Source organism: Sporomusaceae bacterium ACPt (assembly GCA_041428575.1).
In the GTDB taxonomy this organism is placed as follows: domain Bacteria; phylum Bacillota; class Negativicutes; order Sporomusales; family Sporomusaceae; genus Sporomusa_D; species Sporomusa_D carbonis.
In genome coordinates this window covers 2,732,796-2,748,969 of sequence record CP155570.1, presented here as the reverse complement: position 1 = coordinate 2,748,969, position 16,174 = coordinate 2,732,796, and the positions used below count along the sequence as shown (strand labels likewise).

Here is a 16,174-nt window from a genome sequence, read left to right as displayed (position 1 = left end):
ATGAAACATGCTAAATAAATTAATCGAATTCTCGCTGCATAATCGTATTATTATCATCGCCTTATCCATATTTACTGTCTTATGGGGCGGCTTTGTCCTGAAAGACATGCCGATCGATGCCTATCCAGATCTTAGCGAAAACCAGGTACTGGTGTACGCCGACTGGATGGGCCGCAGTCCGCAGGAGGTGCAGGACCAGGTAACCTACCCGTTGGAGACGGCGCTCAGGGGATTGCCTAAGGTAAAACAAGTCCGTTCTGCATCTGCCTTCGGTTTCTCGATGGTGACTGTTATCTTTGAAGACGGCGTCGACACCTACTTCGCCCGTCAGGTGGTCAATGAAAAAGTGCAACAGGCTATTCCGCGGCTGCCGCGGGGAGTGCAGCCTCAATTAGGGCCGGTAAGCACGCCGATGGGTCAGGTGTTCATGTACACTGTTGAAAGTGACCGCCATAACCTGGCGGAGCTGCGGACCATGCAGGATTTCTTCCTGAAACCTCAGCTCAGCGCCGTGCCTGGCGTAGCTGAAGTCGCCAGTATCGGCGGCTACCTGTTGCAGTATCAAATCAATCTGGATCCCGATCTGTTAAAAGCCTATAAGGTTGGCATCGGCCAGGTGTATTCCGCCGTCAGCGCCAACAATGCCAATGTTGGCGCCAAGGTTGTGGAGCAGAACGGCCAGGAATATGTCATCCGCGGTCTTGGTTTAATTCAATCTGTAGAGGACATTAAAAATATCGTTATTACTCAAAACAACAATATACCGGTTTACGTTAAAGACGTAGCCAGGGTTGAATTAGGACCGGATTTCCGCAGAGGCGTTTTGACCAAGTTCGGTAATGAGGCTGCAGGCGCTATCGTCATCCAGCGTATGGGAGAGAATACGCTGAACGTGATTGACGCGGTCAAAGATAAAATCGCCGAAATTCAACCTACCCTGCCGCAGGGCATGAAAATTGTGCCGTACTACGATCAGACCGAGTTAGTCAAGAAAGCGGTAGGCACTTTAAAGAGAGCGCTCATTGAGGAGTTCCTCCTGGTATCGATCATCGTGCTTATTTTCCTGGGCAACTTCCGGTCCAGTGTTATCGTAACAAGCGCTATACCAATTGGTATATTAATTGCCTTCATTCTGATGAAACAAATCCATCTGTCGGCGAACCTGATGTCGCTCGGCGGTATCGCCATTGGTATCGGCGTTATGACCGACGCGGCGATTGTTATGGTTGAAAACGTCTACCGTCACTTGGCGGAAGACGGCGGCCGGAGGAATATTATTGATGTCACGCTGGAGGCCGCCAAAGAGGTAGCCGGGCCGATCTTCTTCTCCATTACCATTATTATTGTTACCTTCCTGCCGGTGTTTACCATGATCGGGACTGAAGGCAAACTCTATACGCCGATGGCGTGGACCAAAACCTTCGCGATGTCCGGTTCGCTTCTCCTGGCATTTACCCTGGTACCGGTGCTCTGCACCATTCTCCTCCGGGGTAAGATTAAGGAAGAGGAGACCTGGGTCGTACGCAAGCTCCATCAGCTGTATCTGCCGATATTAAAGACGGCACTGCACAACCGGAACAAGACCATCGCCATTGCTTTGGTCGCCATGATTGCCGGTTTCTCGCTGGTGCCGTTCTTGGGCACTGAATTTATGCCGGCCCTGGATGAAGGAACTTTCCTGGTTATGCCGACTATGCTGCCGTCAGTTTCACTGACTGAAGCTGTCGAGGCGGCCAAGAAGATGGATAAACTCATTATGGACATACCGGAAGTCGATATGTCCGTCGGCAAAGTCGGCCGCGCCGAATCGGCGATGGACCCGGCGCCCATCAACATGATTGAGACGATTGTAACCTTAAAGCCCAAAGACCAGTGGCGGCCCGGTTCCACAAAAGAGAGTATCGAAAACGAGATGATGGTGAAGCTGGCTAATATCCCGGGGCTGAACCTGGCCTTTACCCAGCCGATCGCCGGGCGTTTATCCATGCTGACGACCGGTGTGCGTACCGAACTCGGTATCAAGTTATACGGTGACGATTTAACCGTTCTGCAGCAGAAAGCCTTTGAAATCGAGAAGGTACTTTCTACTGTCCCGGGTGTGGGCGATCTGTTAGCGGAACGTATCTTCGGCGCTCCCTACCTTGAAATCCAAGTAGATAGAGAAAAAGTTGCCCGTTACGGTCTAAATATAAATGATGTCGAAGACGCCATCGAGATGACGATCGGCGGACGGACGGCGTCGACTACCATAGAGGGTAAAAAACGTTTCGACATACTGCTCCGTTATAACCGTGACAGCCGTGAAAGCATTGACGCCATGCGAAACATTTTAGTGCCGGTTGCCGGTGGCGGCGGTGGAGCGAAGGCCGGCGGAGGAGGCATGGGCGGCATGGGCGGCGGTGCAACTGCGAGTGCGGCGCCGACCTCAGGAGTCTATGTACCGCTGGGTGAAGTTGCCCAGTTCCGTGTCGTTGACGGGCCTTCGATGATCAGCAGCGAAGACAGTACTTATCGCGTGATCGTGCAGATGAATACCCGTGGTCGCGATGTTGTGAGCTTTGTTGACGAAGCGACGAAGGTTATCAAAGATCAAGTCCAACTGCCGCCCGGCTATTACTTTAAATGGACGGGGCAATATGAGAATCAGCAGCGGGCCAAAGAACGCCTCGCGATGGTTATCCCGGCGGTTATCGTGCTGACGTTCTTTCTGCTGTACATGTCCTTTAGCTCCATGGGAGATGCGCTGTTGATACTTATGAATGTACCGTTCTCGCTGATCGGCGGCATCGTGGCGATCTTCCTCACGAACACTTATATCACGGTTGCGGTGGCGGTAGGCTTCATCGCGCTGTTCGGTATCGCGGTGCAGAACGGGGTTATCATGGTCGCCCATATCAATCATTTGGCCAAGGAACGGTCATTGAAAGAGGCTGTTATCCAAGGGGCTCTGGACCGTTTCCGCCCGGTTATGATGACGGCGCTGGTGGCATGCCTTGGGTTGTTCCCGCTGATTTATTCCACAGGTACCGGGTCAGAAGTACAGCGCCCGATGGCGATCGTCGTAGTCGGTGGTCTGGTGACCGCAACCATTTTAACTTTGATTGTACTTCCAAGCATCTATTATCTGTGGAAAGACCGTATACAGTCGAAAGAGGCGTTGCGGCAAGCATCTAATCTGAACTAACAAGAGGTACTACCGATGAAAAGACTAGCAGCTACCGTATTGTTAGCGGTAGCAATAGGCAGTACGGGGACGGCTTTTGCCGCCCCGGCTGCTTCTACGTATAATCAATTTTTGCAGTCAATGGATTTACTCACCAAAGAGGCGGTTTTGCCGTTAGCGGACGAAGTGCTTCCTAGCAGCCCGGTGGGGACTGCGCAATCGGTTATTGCTGCTGCCAGGAGTTTACTTGGACAGCCTGTCGTTTGGGGCGGTTCGACTCCTGCGCAGGGATTTGACTGCTCCGGTTTGGTCCAGTACGTTTTTCGCCAGGCCGGGATCAGTCTGCCAAGGACTGCGGATCTGCAATTTCTGGTAGGCCAGCCAGTCGCAAAATCAATGCTGCAGCCGGGTGACCTAGTTTACTTTACTACCTATGCGCCAGGCGCTTCGCATGTCGGCATTTATATTGGCCTCGGAAAATTTATACATACAGCTTGGTCTCAAGGTATCGTGGCGATCGGCGATATCAATGACGATTACTTTGTGAAACGGTACTACGGGGCCAAAAGGGTTATTTAATATGCATTTTATGGAAATTATCAGCCGGTTAGGTCTTGCCTTGCTGCTCGGAGCGATCATCGGCCTAGAGCGCCAGTGGCGTCAGCGAACGGCCCGTATCCGGACGAATGCTTTGGTTTCAGCAGGGGCCGCTCTATTTATAATGCTTGCTGTAATGACGCCCCATGATACCGGTCCGACACGGGTTGTAGCCCAGATCGTGACAGGCATCGGCTTTTTGGGAGCCGGGGTCATCATGTCTTCCCGTCCACCTAATCGAAACTGCGGAACAACCTGATAGCGGGTTAGTTGTTATCACTATTGAGACTACCGGCGGTTTCGGCAAAGAAACAGTGATTAGTCATATTGCCGGACGTCTTGGCCTTGAACCGGCGATACAGTCTGTATCCTGGTAAATAAGCGGCAAGGATAGCTGCAATTTAAAACCGGGAGCTAACCCTACCCAAGCACAATAGCCTCCTTGGAAATCCGGTCGATACACCAGCCGACCGGAGAACCATTATATGCCTGACAACATTTGTTTGTCAGGCATTTTTTCGGTTTTACACGACTTTTTCATTTGTCTTCACAAGATATTCAAACTTGTCTGGTATAATAGTTGAAACTGTAATTGTTTCTCAAGAAGCAAAAATAGTTAATTCTTCATAATATTTACACCAAAAATTCATGAGAAGTTCAAAAGTATCTATTATAATAGGGAGGAAACCGGAATTAACTTATATTTGGAGGTAAACGATGAATAAGAAAATCGCTGTCTACGTAATGGGAGGTCTTCTGACAGTTTCCGCGATCGGTTTTGGCTTCGCCAACATTACCAGCGCCGCGGAGAAGAACCCGCCGGCTCAAATGATGCAGTCAAACCAGATGGACAATATGATGGGGAACATGGACCCTAAGGCTATGGCCGAGATGATGAAATCGCCGGAAATGCAAAAACAATGTGTTGAAATGATGAAGAACCCGGAAATGCAGGGTATGATGAAGCAAATGCTGCAGCAGGATATGGCCTTTCATCAGATGATGGCCGACCTGGTAAACTCCGTTGATATGAACAGTGATCATACTATGCAGCCACAGCAACAGCAACCGGCAGTGCCTGAGGATGATCAGCCAACTGACCATAGCGTGCATCACGGATAAGTCTTCCAGGTTAATTCAACAAAATGGTTGACTTGTCGAACCTGCAGCGGCAGGTTATTCATTTCACTCAGGATGTGGGCAAACCTAAGGTCATTTCCGGTAAAGAGACGATCAACGCGATGAATCCAGACGTTAACGTAGTGACGTCCGGGAATGAGTCAACTCCCAAAACATCCTTGATATCATCAAGGATAAAGATTAAGCGAGCTTCTCAATGAAGCCTGCGGTTTGATCGGCGGCAGGATGGAAGGAGAGCAGGTTCCAATGGGATTTGAATAAATTTCCTTCGCTCAGGGAATTTGCCAAGTTCGGCAAGTTCGCCTATCTCGCCAAACTGTGCCAAGGACTGTTCAAGGACTTTGGCGCTTGTTTGGCGCCGTTTAATGCCTTTCTTACCGGTACCGGCCTGGAAACGCTGGGGCTGAGGATGGAGCGGCTGTGCGACAATGCCCAAAAATTGGCGTTGTTTTTGCGGCAGCACGACAAGGTGGTGGCGGTCAATTATCCATGACTGACAGATAACCTTTACCATGAGATTGCCAAACGGCAGTTCGGCGGCAAGTACGGCGCCATTTTGACGATCCGGGTGGGAGCGAAAGCGAATGCATTCGGGGTGAAGGAAAAGGCCGGTGTCTATGAGGATTTGATCCGTATCAGCGTCGGCCTTGAGAATATCGAGGATTTGGAAGAAGATTTTGCCCAGGCATTAGGTACATTGGCAGAATAAATTTTGGGCCAATGGATATACAATCACTAACAGACAGACAAGGAGGTACTAGTATGACTCAAGTAGCCAAAAATTTAACCGAATTAATCGGCAACACCCCATTGCTGGAACTAGCGAATTACAACCAATTGCATGGCTTGGAAGCCAAGGTGATAGCCAAACTGGAATATTTCAATCCGCTGGGCAGTGTCAAGGACAGAATTGGTTACGCCATGATCGCCGATGCGGAAGAGCGGGGCCTGATCAACAAAGATACCGTAATTATCGAGCCCACCAGCGGCAATACCGGCATTGGGTTGGCTTTTGTCGCCGCTGCGAAAGGTTACCGGCTCATTTTGACCATGCCCGATACGATGAGTATGGAACGACGCAATCTCTTAAAAGCGCTGGGGGCCGAGTTGGTTTTGACGCCAGGCGCGGAAGGTATGAAGGGCGCTATTCGGAAGGCGGAGGAACTGGTGGCCGAAACGCCGAATGCTTTCATCCCCCAGCAGTTTAAGAACCCCGCCAATCCCGCTATTCACCGGAAGACGACGGCCGAAGAGGTCTGGCGTGATACCGACGGTCAGGTGGATATTTTTGTCGGCGGCGTTGGCACCGGCGGAACGGTTACCGGCGTCGGGGAAGCTCTTAAATCACGAAAGCCTGAGGTTAAAATCATCGCTGTCGAGCCCTTTGACTCACCGGTGCTGTCCGGCGGCAATCCCGGCCCGCATAAGATCCAGGGGATTGGCGCCGGATTTGTGCCGGATGTCCTCAATATAAAAATTATCGATGAGATTATCAAAGTCAAAACCGACGAGGCGTTTGCCACTGCCCGCGAATTGGCCAAAACCGAAGGCTTGCTTGTAGGCATATCCAGCGGCGCTGCTGCTTTTGCCGCAACGCAAATCGCCAAGAGACCGAAAAATAAAGGCAAGACAATTGTTGTGCTGTTGCCTGATACTGGCGAACGTTATTTATCTACCGTATTATTTGAACAACCTTTATAAGCTGCTAAATACACCTCAAACTATCCCACCACAGGCTAAGCCGGCTTATCTAGCCCTTAGCCTTTATTTTTATGTGGGAGAAGAGAACATGCTTACCGATCAACAGCTTGAGCGCTATTCACGCAATATTCTGCTGTCCCAGGTAGGGGGCAAAGGACAGAAAAAACTGCTGGCAGCGAAAGTCTTGATTATCGGGGCCGGCGGGCTGGGCACTCCTGCCGCTCAATATTTGGCAGCGGCAGGAGTGGGAACTATTGGTATTGCTGATGCGGATATAGTCGATAGGACCAATCTCCAACGCCAGAGCGATGCACCTTGTTTTCGCTGCATTTTTACCAACCCGCCGCCGGCGGGGAGTGCACCTACCTGTGGTGAGGCGGGCGTACTGGGGCCGGTTGTGGGGCTGATGGGTACGCTGCAGGCGATTGAATGCCTGAAGTATTTGTTAGGGATCGGCAGGTTGTCGGTAGGAAGGTTGTTGATTCTGGATGCAGAATTATTGGAATTATACGATGTTGATTTGAAAAAGCGGGCTGATTGTCCGGTCTGCTCGGTAAAGCCGGAGGCGGTAGTGCTGACAGACGGGGAACAACTGCTTTGTGAGAATAAGAACTGTAATTCAAGCCGATGGGCAGTGCTGATTAATCAGTACGCGACTCTCATCAGATGATGCTCGACTTAGTCAATTCCGTTGATTGAGCAGCGACCACAGCATGCCGCAGCAGTCGGCCGGTTCTCAGACCCCGGTGCCTAAGAACGAACATAGCGCACATCACGGATAAATGTTTCCTCGCTCCTATAGGTGAGGAATAACTGCAAGGTTCTAAGTTGTGCTCTATATGGTTGCCTGGCGGCGCAAAGCTGTTGGGCATTTTTTTATACCATGTATCATATATATTGTCTATTTATGTAATAGAATTTTTATTGACTACTTATAGGCTAAGGCCTACAATAAACAAGTAGTAAATAAATGGCGCGAAATGAGGCGAGATTATGAACAAGAGAATGATGGTTGCATTATTAATTATGGTGATTTCTGTCTTCTTGCTCGCAGGTTGCGGCGGGACAGATACGCCAAAGACGAATAAAGCGAAGCAAGATGTATTAAGAGTGGGCTTGATTCCGAATCAGGCGCCGGATAAGATAAAGGCGCAATACGAGCCTTTCCGCAAATATTTATCCGAGAAGTTGAATATGCCGGTAGAACTGTTTGTTGCAACCGACTACGCGGGAGTAGTGGAGGCAATGGCTAATGATAAGCTCGATGTCGCCTATTTTGGAGGGCTTACGTACGTACAGGCAAAGCAGCGTGCAAAAATTCATCCGATCGTAACTGAGATTGACCAAGAAACAAAAACGACTAAATACTATAGCCTAATCATAGTTCCAGCCGAAAAAGATATTAAATCAGTAAGTGAAATTAAAGGCAAGGTATTTGCATTTGGCGATATAAGTTCTACCTCCGGCTCACTTTACCCGCGCATTATGTTAGATAAAGCCGGCATTAAAGTGCCGAATGACTTGAAAAATGTAGTATATACCGGCGGTCATGATGCAACTGCTCAGGCTGTCCAGAACGGAGCAGTCGATGCAGGCGGTATTGAAGGCCGTATTTTAAAGCGCCTCATCATGAGAGGTACAGTGGACGAGCAGAAGATAAAAGTACTTGAGAAAACTTTGGTTGAGGGTTATCCGTGGGTAGTTAGGGATAGCTTGGACAAACAGCTTGAAGCTAAAATTGTGGACGCCTTCCTGACTATGAAGGACCCAACCTTACTGGATTTAATGCGCGCGACTGCTTTTGCGAAAGTATCGGACGCGAATTACGCGGAGGCTGAGCAAGAGGCAAAACGTCTTGGTCTTTTGAATCCAAAAAAATGAGTAAGAGGCAGGAGAAATGTCTCCTGCCTCTTTATATAGCGGGTGATTAATGTGGAATTGATCAAGGCTGAGAATGTGGCCAAAGTGTATTCGAACGGACAAGGTCTTCAGTCGGCGTCATTTTCGGTAAAGAAGGGCGAATTTGTCGGAGTTGTGGGTAAAAGCGGGGTCGGGAAAACTACGCTCATGCGCCTGCTGTGTGGTGCAATCTTTCCAACTAGCGGCAGCCTTACCATCTTCGGTACCCAAATGGAAACAGTAAAAAGGGGAAAACTGCGACAACTGCGCAACCGGATTGCGACTGTTTACCAAAACTATAATGTAATTCCTTGTCTTGACGTAGCCCGAAACGTAATACTTGGCCGATTATCCGAAGCATCCTGGTACGAAACAGTTCGCCGCCTAGCACTTCCTACCAAGGCGGAGAACGAAGAGATTAGGACAATCTTAACAAAATTGCAGATCAACGAGAAGATGGATGAACGCTGCCAGGAATTATCTGGCGGACAGCAACAGCGAGTTGCCATTGCCAGGGCCCTCTATAGCCATGCCGATATGTATCTGGTTGATGAGCCGATTGCTTCGGTCGACCCGACGACGGCTAATATAATACTGCAGACTTTCCAAACTTTAAAGCAGGACGGGAAAACAATCATCATGAATCTGCACCAATTGGATCATGCGCTGAAGTACTGTGATCGGATACTCATGCTTGACCAAGGAAGTGTCAGCTTTGACGGAACCCCGGCCGAATTTTTGCAAAGCAGTCAATATGCACGATTAGCCAGTGCGGAAAACAGCAATCGGAGGTGTCGCCCTTATGAGTAGCTGGGTAAACTGGCTTATTGCCACCGGTATCTTTTTAAGTATATTCTATAGCGGTATCGATACCGGCGTTTCCTTGGGAGCCCTATTTGAACCGAAGAATGTGCGAGCGGTAGAGCGGTTTGTTACCGGTCTCTGGCCGCCGGAGACAAGTCCGCAATTTCTACTGCAGGTAGCAAGGCTGCTGTTGGAAACGGTGGAAATATCACTAGTGGCGACGGCTCTTGCCATCGTTCTTGCACTTCCGATGTCTCTATTCGCTATCCGACCCCAGGGAGAGGAGTATGCCGCACAACGCCTCGGTCGGTTTCAGTGGTCAGTACGCCGGACAATATATTACTCGGTCCGCTGCTTGCTGGGGTTGTTGCGGGGTATCCCGGAGCTGATGTGGGCCTTGATTTTTGTTGTTGCAGTCGGGCTAGGCCCTTTCCCCGGAATACTGGCGCTAGCTACCCATAGTACAGGAATCCTTGGAAAACTTTATAGTGAGATATTTGAAGCTGTAGATGTCAGACTGGTCGAAACCGCCCGAGTAAGCGGCTGTAATCAGTTTCAGGAATTCCTATTTGTCCGTTTACCGATGAGCTTATCCATTTTTCTGTCTTATACTCTGTTCCGGTGGGAGTGCAACCTGCGCTCGGCGACGGTTTTGGGATTTGTGGGAGCAGGGGGGATCGGCACGCAACTGATTATTAGCATGAAGCTGTTTATGTATCATGAGGTCTCTACGTTAATTATCGCCATACTAGCACTGGTAATTGCGATAGAACTGCTCGGGCAATTTCTCCGTGTACGCATCCTGGAAGGCAACGTAAATAAGGGAATCAGGGATATCTAACTAAACTATTATCTAGAGCACGTTTTATCATAACCTTTTTCCTTTGGCGATGATACAGCCGGATCTTACAACTGTCTGAGGTGATATTTATTAAAAAACCTTCGGCCAATTTTTATAACCGGTGAGGCCCGCTCCGCAACGGGCGCGGGCGCGCTGCAGCCCGGCCACCTTGTTAAGGCCTGGTTTTCGCATGCACCCGCAAGGAGTAGGCCGCATTTCCATTGGGCATGGACGCCCAGGTGTCGCAAAGGCCATGGACGGCCGAGAGCGACTAAAGCGCTAAAGCGCCAAGAACTGCGCACCCGTCCTCGGGCCGCTCCGCTCAGTGCCTATACGACGGATACCACTGCATAGTTGTAGTTGTCCGTCCGCTCCTTGCGCCGTTTCGCTTTGCTCCACTATCCTCGTCCGCTCCCGGTCAGCCACCGCTGGCGCTTGCAAACCCCCAAGCCCCAGCCTTTGAGGGAAGATAGCGCACCCTGCCCCTCAAGGGGAAGGCGGATCATGACGCCGCCTGTCCTCGTACCTGCGGGAGGCAGCGTCATGATCCGCCGAAACAAGGGAGTGGTCGTGAACAGAGCCTCACCACCGCCGGTCGCCCTACCCTAACCCTTCCCGATCCAGGGAAGGGGAGGCGGTCATTCTATAAGCGTGTCTTATGTCCTCCCTGGCGCGGCCAGGACGGCAAAGCCTGGACATAAACAGGACGTTATAGGACGTCCGCTTCTCTCCGAGCGTCGCATTGTGCCCACCCCTGGTCCCTCGCCGTGAATGAACCGGGAGGGGGAAGAAACTAACGGGATTACGGTGGCTCGGGGTATACAGCAGCACGCCCGGCCAGAACACCGTTGGCCGACCACGCCGCGCATACCCCATCTGGCCCGCACTAAGATTGGGACTGCTTTCCACAATTTTCTTAGTGGTAAGATTGGATGCTTTGATGCCAAAAACCTGCGAAATTTACCAGCAATGCTAGATTTTATAAGAGTTTATAGTGTTTTAATACTCTCTGCGAGCACCTACGGGATGAGGGGTTTAAGGCACAACAATTGAAATGAGTTGCATGGTCTATTTCCTCTCTCATAGTAAAATTACGTCTTAGGATCTAGTGTTTTACCAGTAACACTTTTTTACCTGAGCTGGCCAATACCGTAAGCGCTGTGCGACGTTTTTCGCTCAAGCTGTTGTATTCTGATTCACGGATGACGAAATAGGCTTTACCGCCTTCGGCGATTGCCTTGTCGAGTTCGCCGCCAGACTTTAATTCTATCCCATACACATCAGTATAGAATGTAAAGCCAGGGTGTAAAAACTTCATTACATATACCGGTGAGTTACCGTCATAATAGGCAGAAAAATCCTTGGCAATATCACGTGTAGTAAAGGCGGGGGCCACTGCCGGAAACAGCAGAGTAACCAGTACTATACACGCCAGAACCATAGCGGCAACCTGCCCCCAAAACGCATGGGCGGTTTTTTTCTTTGCGACAAAGAACCATACAGCCGCTAGCATCACGATGAAAATGACAGCGAGGGCCATAACGCCGTTGCCCAATTCAGGCATTGTCCTGACGCCCCAAAACATGCCGCCCAGTAATAGGAGCACCAGGACAGTCAGCATGATCGGCCAGCTCAGGCTTACGCGCTTGTAATCATCCCGGCAACGCCCCAGATACCAGCCGACAATCATAGCCAGTGGAGGATACATGGGTAGAATATAGGTCACCAGCTTGGTGCTGGACAGCGTGAAAAAGCCAAAGATAAAAGCCGCCCAAATATTTAAAAAAAGTAAGGTCGGATTATCTTTCCTACCCTGGGCAAGCGAAGCCCGAATAGATTGCGCCATTATGGCTGTCCACGGGAAAAACCCGAGGATTAAAACCGGGATGAAGAAATGCCACATTGCGGTTTTGGAGTGTTCCGCTGTGGTAAAGCGGGTAATATTGTGAAAACCAATAAAGGTATCGATAAACGCTGCGCCGTGCAATTGGTACATTATCCAATACCAGGGCATGGCAACGATCAAGTACAGGGCGGTACCAGAGAAAAGCTTCATGTTTTTCAGTTCGTGAAAGCGGCCTATAACAGCCAGGTACAGAAAGACAATAGCGCCGGGAAACAGCAGGCCAATCGGCCCTTTAGTCAGCGTAGCCAGGCCGGCAAACAGGTAAAACAGGTAGTACCGCCGTTCGACGAATGACAGTAACGATGCGGTGAGAAATAAAGTTAACGTAATATCGGTTACCGCGGCTTTGGCCAAATAAAAATATTCAATACTAGTGGCCAGCGCCAGCGCGCCAACCACACCGGCCCTCTCGCCGAAAAACCTTGACCCGGACCGATAGATGAGCATCACACAGACAACCGCCAGTAAGGCTGACGGCAGGCGGGCGGCAAATTCATTAACGCCGAAAAGCTTGAATGCTCCGGCTACCAGCCAATAGTATATCGGCGGTTTGTCATACCAATACTCGCCGTAAATGCGCGGTGAGACCAAATCTTGAAACTGGAGCATCTCCTTGGGAGTTTCTGCATAGACCGGTTCATCCGGGTCTAACAGCGGAATGCCGCCAAGATTAAAGAACATAATCAACACGGTTATCGTTAATACCAGCCAAAAGGCTGAATTTATCTGTTTTGACATCTTTCCTCCGATAATTTTATGCGTTCGTTCGTCGGTGTTCCCACCGGACCAGAAGTGATATACAAAATGCCCGCCCAAGCGGCACCGGCAACATAAACCAGCCCACCGCTAATATTCCCCGGAAAAGTAACCAAACCAAGCCCAAAAACGTTGCGATTAATTGTCAAGACCTGTTTTGTCTTACTATCTGCTTTAGCTATTTTCGTCACTCTCTCTCCATCGATATTATTGTTCACTGGAATAACAACGCGATAGCAGTCATCATATTTTGGCCGCTATCACGCAATGGTTATCTAATAGTAAATGGAACTTATTTATCAGAGCGCTCATTTTTTAGGAGGGCATACCACAGCGGATAGGGTGTTTTACATAGTCTAAATCTATTTTGCCGGTAAACATGCTTTCAAGTAAAGGCCGGTTACTCTTTAAAACAAAAGTGGCGACATGCGCAATCAGCAAATACTAGTATCCACGCGGTGAAGGAATGGATCGAGCTAGCCTCAATAATCATATCAGACATGCGGGCAGTTCCTGCTGGGCTATCGTAGTTAAGCCGGGATGAGAATAGTAAGATGGAGCCCGCAATCGTCCAGTGCTCAATTATTACGGCTTTACCATACCGTACAACTTTGTTTGCTTACGCTAATATTTTATCAGTCATGATAGTCCACGCATGATTTACAAAAACAACGTATCCTTTGGAATATTACTCTATTAAGTTAATTTAATGGCTATCACCCCCGTAGCATAGGAACTCTAGTTTCAACTTGATGCCACATAGACAGTGCCAACGCAATAGGCCGTTCCAAGAGGAATTTATATCGCTCTACCAGATAGCTGCTCAGGATACCAACGGCCATACCGGCAATTACATCACTTGGGTAATGTACTCCTGTATAAACTCGGGATAGTGCCATCAATACTGCGAACACAGTCATTAAAACACTCCCCGACCGTTGGCCAAGTATAACGCTGCCGGCGATAGCAAATCCGCCTGTGGCATGGCCGCTAGGAAACGAAGCACTGGGCGACATCGGCAGCAGCCGCTGTACCGGCCAGTCGTAATAGGGTCGGTTGCGGTGCCACATCGCGCCAATTGATTCGGTAATTCCCATGGCGAGCAAAGCGGAAAAAGCGGCGTACAACGCTCGGCGGCGGTTTTGTTCACTTTCTTCCTCTGACGCGCCGCTAAACCACAAAAACACGAGATACGCGCAAAACAGTAACGGGCCATATTTTGAAATCAGGATCATTAGCCGGTCAAGCCAGGCGATATGGCCGGCCCAGCCATTGATAAACATGAGTAGATTGTAATCATATTGCATGGTATGTTCCTCACTCTCCTTTATCAAGTTATCAACACAGACAAAATTCATGCAGTAATTACTGTATATCGGGTAATGTTTTTTACTTTTTACCAAACATGTCGATTGCCACTGCGCCAATGCCAAACAACACAACGAATAGTAGTGCCAGCAGCCCGACAAAAGGTATATTCGCAATTAACGCGACCGCTACCGAGCCGTAAAGTGTCTGGATAAGGATGGGTTTATCGGCTGACCCGATGCGTGCTGCAATCCTAGTGCCAATAGACGTGCATAGCCCGCTAACTCCGAGGATGGCGGCTGCGAGAAATAGCGCGCCCAAGAGGAGTGCCAGGGGGAGTCCGATAATACTAATCACCAGCAATGCTTCGATGATGAAAAAGGCGATGCTGCTTAATATGCCAAGTTTCATGTTCTTTAAAAAATACCGTTCGCAAATCGTTTGTAACTGACTATTTTTCTTGGGAAAATACCAGGCTAAAATAGGGGGAATAACCACAAGTACTGCGGCAACCGCTAATGTAACAAATCCTAACAATAAAACTATGGCACCGGCGAGGAGGATGCTGGTCAAATTGGCGAAACCAGGCCCTACGTTTACGAAGCCTTTTCTGACCACAGCACCTTCTTCCCGGATGATCTGGCCGCCAATGACAAAAGCGCGTTCATTCAGTTGCGCCGTTTGTTGCAGCGTTAAGTCACCGTTAATAACGACAACCTCGTCTTTCACCGCACCGGCAATCGTCACATTGCCGCCCATGACTACCACATTGTCCACCATATCACCTTGGGGAATTATAACATCTTCGAGTTTCACGACATCGCGGAGGCCGCTGCCGTGGAAAAAAGGCTTTGCGAATGCAGGCTGGGGAACCCAAAGTAGCATTGCAACCGTGACTAAGAGTACGCTGAATGATACAATTTTTTTATACATCGAAATAGCCTCCCGCCTAAACTAAATCGAGCAATACCATGCGCCGCATAGAAAACGTGACCAAGAACAGCAGCACCACTAAAAGCACGCTGCCGGTAATTTGTATTAGGGGAAAGGTGGAAAAAACTACCGTAGCCGTTGATAATAAACCTAACAGGATATTGCCGGCCAGAAGTAACAAGCTGATTACTGCAGGGCCAATCAAGGCTAACATCCCCAGAGTAAGGATGGCTAAGATTACGCCAATGCTTACCATTGGCTTGGTAAAGGCAATAGCTGTTTCCGCTGAAGCGATTTTTTGCATGACCTGCTCAGTAAAACGGGTGTCCACCGTTATAACCGGCATGTTTTCCTTGAAAAAACTCATGGTGGAGGACATGGCAGCCAGCTCATTCTGGCAGCTGGCGCACGTTTTTATATGCTCAGTCACTTGCTCTTTCAGGCTGATGTCAAGCTCATCATCACAATAGTCAAAGAATAACTCTCTGCATTCTTTGCAGTTCATATTAATCACGACCTTTCTTGGGTTAAAATATCGCGAAGATGCAATCTGGCGGTGTTGATGCGCGATTTTACCGTTCCCAGCGGAATATCTAGAATTTCCGCAATTTCGTCATAGGCAAAGCCTTGCAGTTCCCGGAGGACAATCACAGTGCGCTGTTCTGCAGTGAGCTGCTCCAGCGCGGTCAGTATTAACCGTTGTCTCTCTTTCTGTTCCAGTATCGCTTCCGGCGTGTAGCGGGGATTATCCAAGATCGTTCCCATCTCCTCAAGGGGCGCAGGGTACTGCTTAGCATTGGCGTTCTTTCTGTCGATACTAAGGTTGGTCGTGATTTTTACCAGCCAACGATAAAAGGCGGTTTCGCTCGTCAGTTTATAAATAGACAGATACGCTTTCAAAAAGGCTTCCTGGGCGATTTCTTCCGCATCATGCGGGTTTCCTACAATACCGAAGGCGATATTGACAATATGGTGTTTATAGCGGCATACCAGTTTTCCAAAAGAGGTCTTATCCCCAGTCATGGCTTGTCGTATCAGTTCTGCCAACTCCTCATTCAATAGGTCATCACCTGCTTACCTTATTCTAAAGCCATTTTTACAACGCTTTCATAAGCGTTGCACAGAC

General features: G+C 49.3%; 18 protein-coding genes. 12 read left to right on the top strand and 6 right to left on the bottom strand.

What is annotated here, in order from left to right; genetic code table 11:
* Window positions 1-7 precede the first annotated feature (7 nt).
* The 12 genes from SCACP_RS14330 to phnE all read left to right on the top strand — a co-directional run bounded on the left by SCACP_RS14330 (window position 8) and on the right by phnE (window position 10,145).
* Entirely contained in the window at window positions 8-3,184 is a 3,177-nt protein-coding gene (locus SCACP_RS14330; RefSeq protein ID WP_425058168.1) for an efflux RND transporter permease subunit, read from the top strand.
* A gap of 15 nt (window positions 3,185-3,199) precedes the next feature.
* Entirely contained in the window at window positions 3,200-3,742 is a 543-nt protein-coding gene (locus SCACP_RS14325; RefSeq protein WP_425058167.1) for a C40 family peptidase, read from the top strand.
* Between the two features lie 10 nt (window positions 3,743-3,752).
* Window positions 3,753-4,019, top strand: coding sequence for an MgtC/SapB family protein (locus tag SCACP_RS14320; RefSeq protein ID WP_425058166.1), 267 nt, complete (start codon window positions 3,753-3,755; stop codon window positions 4,017-4,019).
* A 458-nt stretch (window positions 4,020-4,477) separates the two neighbouring features.
* The gene (locus tag SCACP_RS14315) at window positions 4,478-4,882 is read left to right on the top strand and encodes a hypothetical protein (protein ID WP_425058165.1); all 405 of its coding nucleotides are present in this window, start codon (window positions 4,478-4,480) and stop codon (window positions 4,880-4,882) included.
* A gap of 23 nt (window positions 4,883-4,905) precedes the next feature.
* The gene (locus SCACP_RS14310; RefSeq protein ID WP_425058164.1) at window positions 4,906-5,100 is read left to right on the top strand and encodes a ThiF family adenylyltransferase; all 195 of its coding nucleotides are present in this window, start codon (window positions 4,906-4,908) and stop codon (window positions 5,098-5,100) included.
* A 53-nt stretch (window positions 5,101-5,153) separates the two neighbouring features.
* The gene (locus SCACP_RS14305; protein WP_425058163.1) at window positions 5,154-5,393 is read left to right on the top strand and encodes a PLP-dependent transferase; all 240 of its coding nucleotides are present in this window, start codon (window positions 5,154-5,156) and stop codon (window positions 5,391-5,393) included.
* Between the two features lie 75 nt (window positions 5,394-5,468).
* Window positions 5,469-5,609: a PLP-dependent transferase gene (locus SCACP_RS14300; RefSeq protein WP_425058162.1), complete on the top strand. Its 141-nt coding sequence runs from the start codon at window positions 5,469-5,471 to the stop codon at window positions 5,607-5,609.
* A gap of 53 nt (window positions 5,610-5,662) precedes the next feature.
* On the top strand, window positions 5,663-6,601 hold the full coding sequence (gene cysK / locus SCACP_RS14295; protein ID WP_425058161.1) for a cysteine synthase A: 939 nt from the start codon (window positions 5,663-5,665) through the stop codon (window positions 6,599-6,601).
* An 88-nt stretch (window positions 6,602-6,689) separates the two neighbouring features.
* A complete protein-coding gene (locus SCACP_RS14290; RefSeq protein WP_425058160.1) occupies window positions 6,690-7,271 on the top strand; it encodes a HesA/MoeB/ThiF family protein in 582 nt (193 codons plus the stop codon).
* Window positions 7,272-7,594: 323 nt separating this feature from the next.
* Window positions 7,595-8,482 (top strand): phosphate/phosphite/phosphonate ABC transporter substrate-binding protein, encoded by an 888-nt coding sequence (gene phnD, locus SCACP_RS14285; RefSeq protein ID WP_425058159.1) that lies wholly within the window; start codon window positions 7,595-7,597, stop codon window positions 8,480-8,482.
* A gap of 42 nt (window positions 8,483-8,524) precedes the next feature.
* On the top strand, window positions 8,525-9,310 hold the full coding sequence (locus SCACP_RS14280) for a phosphonate ABC transporter ATP-binding protein (protein ID WP_425058158.1): 786 nt from the start codon (window positions 8,525-8,527) through the stop codon (window positions 9,308-9,310).
* Window positions 9,303-10,145: a phosphonate ABC transporter, permease protein PhnE gene (gene phnE / locus SCACP_RS14275; protein ID WP_425058157.1), complete on the top strand. Its 843-nt coding sequence runs from the start codon at window positions 9,303-9,305 to the stop codon at window positions 10,143-10,145. The genes SCACP_RS14280 and phnE overlap by 8 nt, the downstream gene beginning before the upstream one ends.
* 1,105 nt (window positions 10,146-11,250) lie before the next feature.
* On the opposite strand, the gene SCACP_RS14270 is transcribed toward phnE, so the two are convergent.
* The 6 genes from SCACP_RS14270 to SCACP_RS14245 all read right to left on the bottom strand — a co-directional run bounded on the left by SCACP_RS14270 (window position 11,251) and on the right by SCACP_RS14245 (window position 16,107).
* Window positions 11,251-12,789, bottom strand: coding sequence for an ArnT family glycosyltransferase (locus SCACP_RS14270; RefSeq protein ID WP_425058156.1), 1,539 nt, complete (start codon window positions 12,787-12,789; stop codon window positions 11,251-11,253).
* Window positions 12,774-13,025: a hypothetical protein gene (locus tag SCACP_RS14265; protein ID WP_425058155.1), complete on the bottom strand. Its 252-nt coding sequence runs from the start codon at window positions 13,023-13,025 to the stop codon at window positions 12,774-12,776. The genes SCACP_RS14270 and SCACP_RS14265 overlap by 16 nt, the downstream gene beginning before the upstream one ends.
* Window positions 13,026-13,523: 498 nt before the next feature.
* Entirely contained in the window at window positions 13,524-14,165 is a 642-nt protein-coding gene (locus SCACP_RS14260) for a phosphatase PAP2 family protein (RefSeq protein ID WP_425058154.1), read from the bottom strand.
* Between the two features lie 31 nt (window positions 14,166-14,196).
* Complete coding sequence (locus SCACP_RS14255) at window positions 14,197-15,048, bottom strand: hypothetical protein (protein WP_425058153.1); 852 nt, start codon at window positions 15,046-15,048, stop codon at window positions 14,197-14,199.
* 16 nt (window positions 15,049-15,064) lie between these two features.
* Window positions 15,065-15,553 (bottom strand): anti-sigma factor family protein, encoded by a 489-nt coding sequence (locus tag SCACP_RS14250; RefSeq protein ID WP_425058152.1) that lies wholly within the window; start codon window positions 15,551-15,553, stop codon window positions 15,065-15,067.
* A gap of 5 nt (window positions 15,554-15,558) precedes the next feature.
* Window positions 15,559-16,107, bottom strand: coding sequence for an RNA polymerase sigma factor (locus SCACP_RS14245; protein ID WP_425058151.1), 549 nt, complete (start codon window positions 16,105-16,107; stop codon window positions 15,559-15,561).
* Window positions 16,108-16,174: the final 67 nt, after the last annotated feature.

Bases quoted from the DNA above. Each gene is read 5' to 3' on its own strand.
- SCACP_RS14325 (WP_425058167.1), top strand. From the start codon at position 3,200: ATGAAAAGACTAGCAGCTACCGTATTGTTAGCGGTAGCAATAGGCAGT.
- SCACP_RS14255 (WP_425058153.1), bottom strand. From the start codon at position 15,048: ATGTATAAAAAAATTGTATCATTCAGCGTACTCTTAGTCACGGTTGCA.
- SCACP_RS14320 (WP_425058166.1), top strand. From the start codon at position 3,753: ATGGAAATTATCAGCCGGTTAGGTCTTGCCTTGCTGCTCGGAGCGATC.
- SCACP_RS14290 (WP_425058160.1), top strand. From the start codon at position 6,690: ATGCTTACCGATCAACAGCTTGAGCGCTATTCACGCAATATTCTGCTG.
- phnD (WP_425058159.1), top strand. From the start codon at position 7,595: ATGAACAAGAGAATGATGGTTGCATTATTAATTATGGTGATTTCTGTC.
- phnE (WP_425058157.1), top strand. From the start codon at position 9,303: ATGAGTAGCTGGGTAAACTGGCTTATTGCCACCGGTATCTTTTTAAGT.
- SCACP_RS14315 (WP_425058165.1), top strand. From the start codon at position 4,478: ATGAATAAGAAAATCGCTGTCTACGTAATGGGAGGTCTTCTGACAGTT.
- SCACP_RS14310 (WP_425058164.1), top strand. From the start codon at position 4,906: ATGGTTGACTTGTCGAACCTGCAGCGGCAGGTTATTCATTTCACTCAG.
- cysK (WP_425058161.1), top strand. From the start codon at position 5,663: ATGACTCAAGTAGCCAAAAATTTAACCGAATTAATCGGCAACACCCCA.
- SCACP_RS14260 (WP_425058154.1), bottom strand. From the start codon at position 14,165: ATGAATTTTGTCTGTGTTGATAACTTGATAAAGGAGAGTGAGGAACAT.
- SCACP_RS14250 (WP_425058152.1), bottom strand. From the start codon at position 15,553: ATGAACTGCAAAGAATGCAGAGAGTTATTCTTTGACTATTGTGATGAT.
- SCACP_RS14330 (WP_425058168.1), top strand. From the start codon at position 8: ATGCTAAATAAATTAATCGAATTCTCGCTGCATAATCGTATTATTATC.
- SCACP_RS14270 (WP_425058156.1), bottom strand. From the start codon at position 12,789: ATGTCAAAACAGATAAATTCAGCCTTTTGGCTGGTATTAACGATAACC.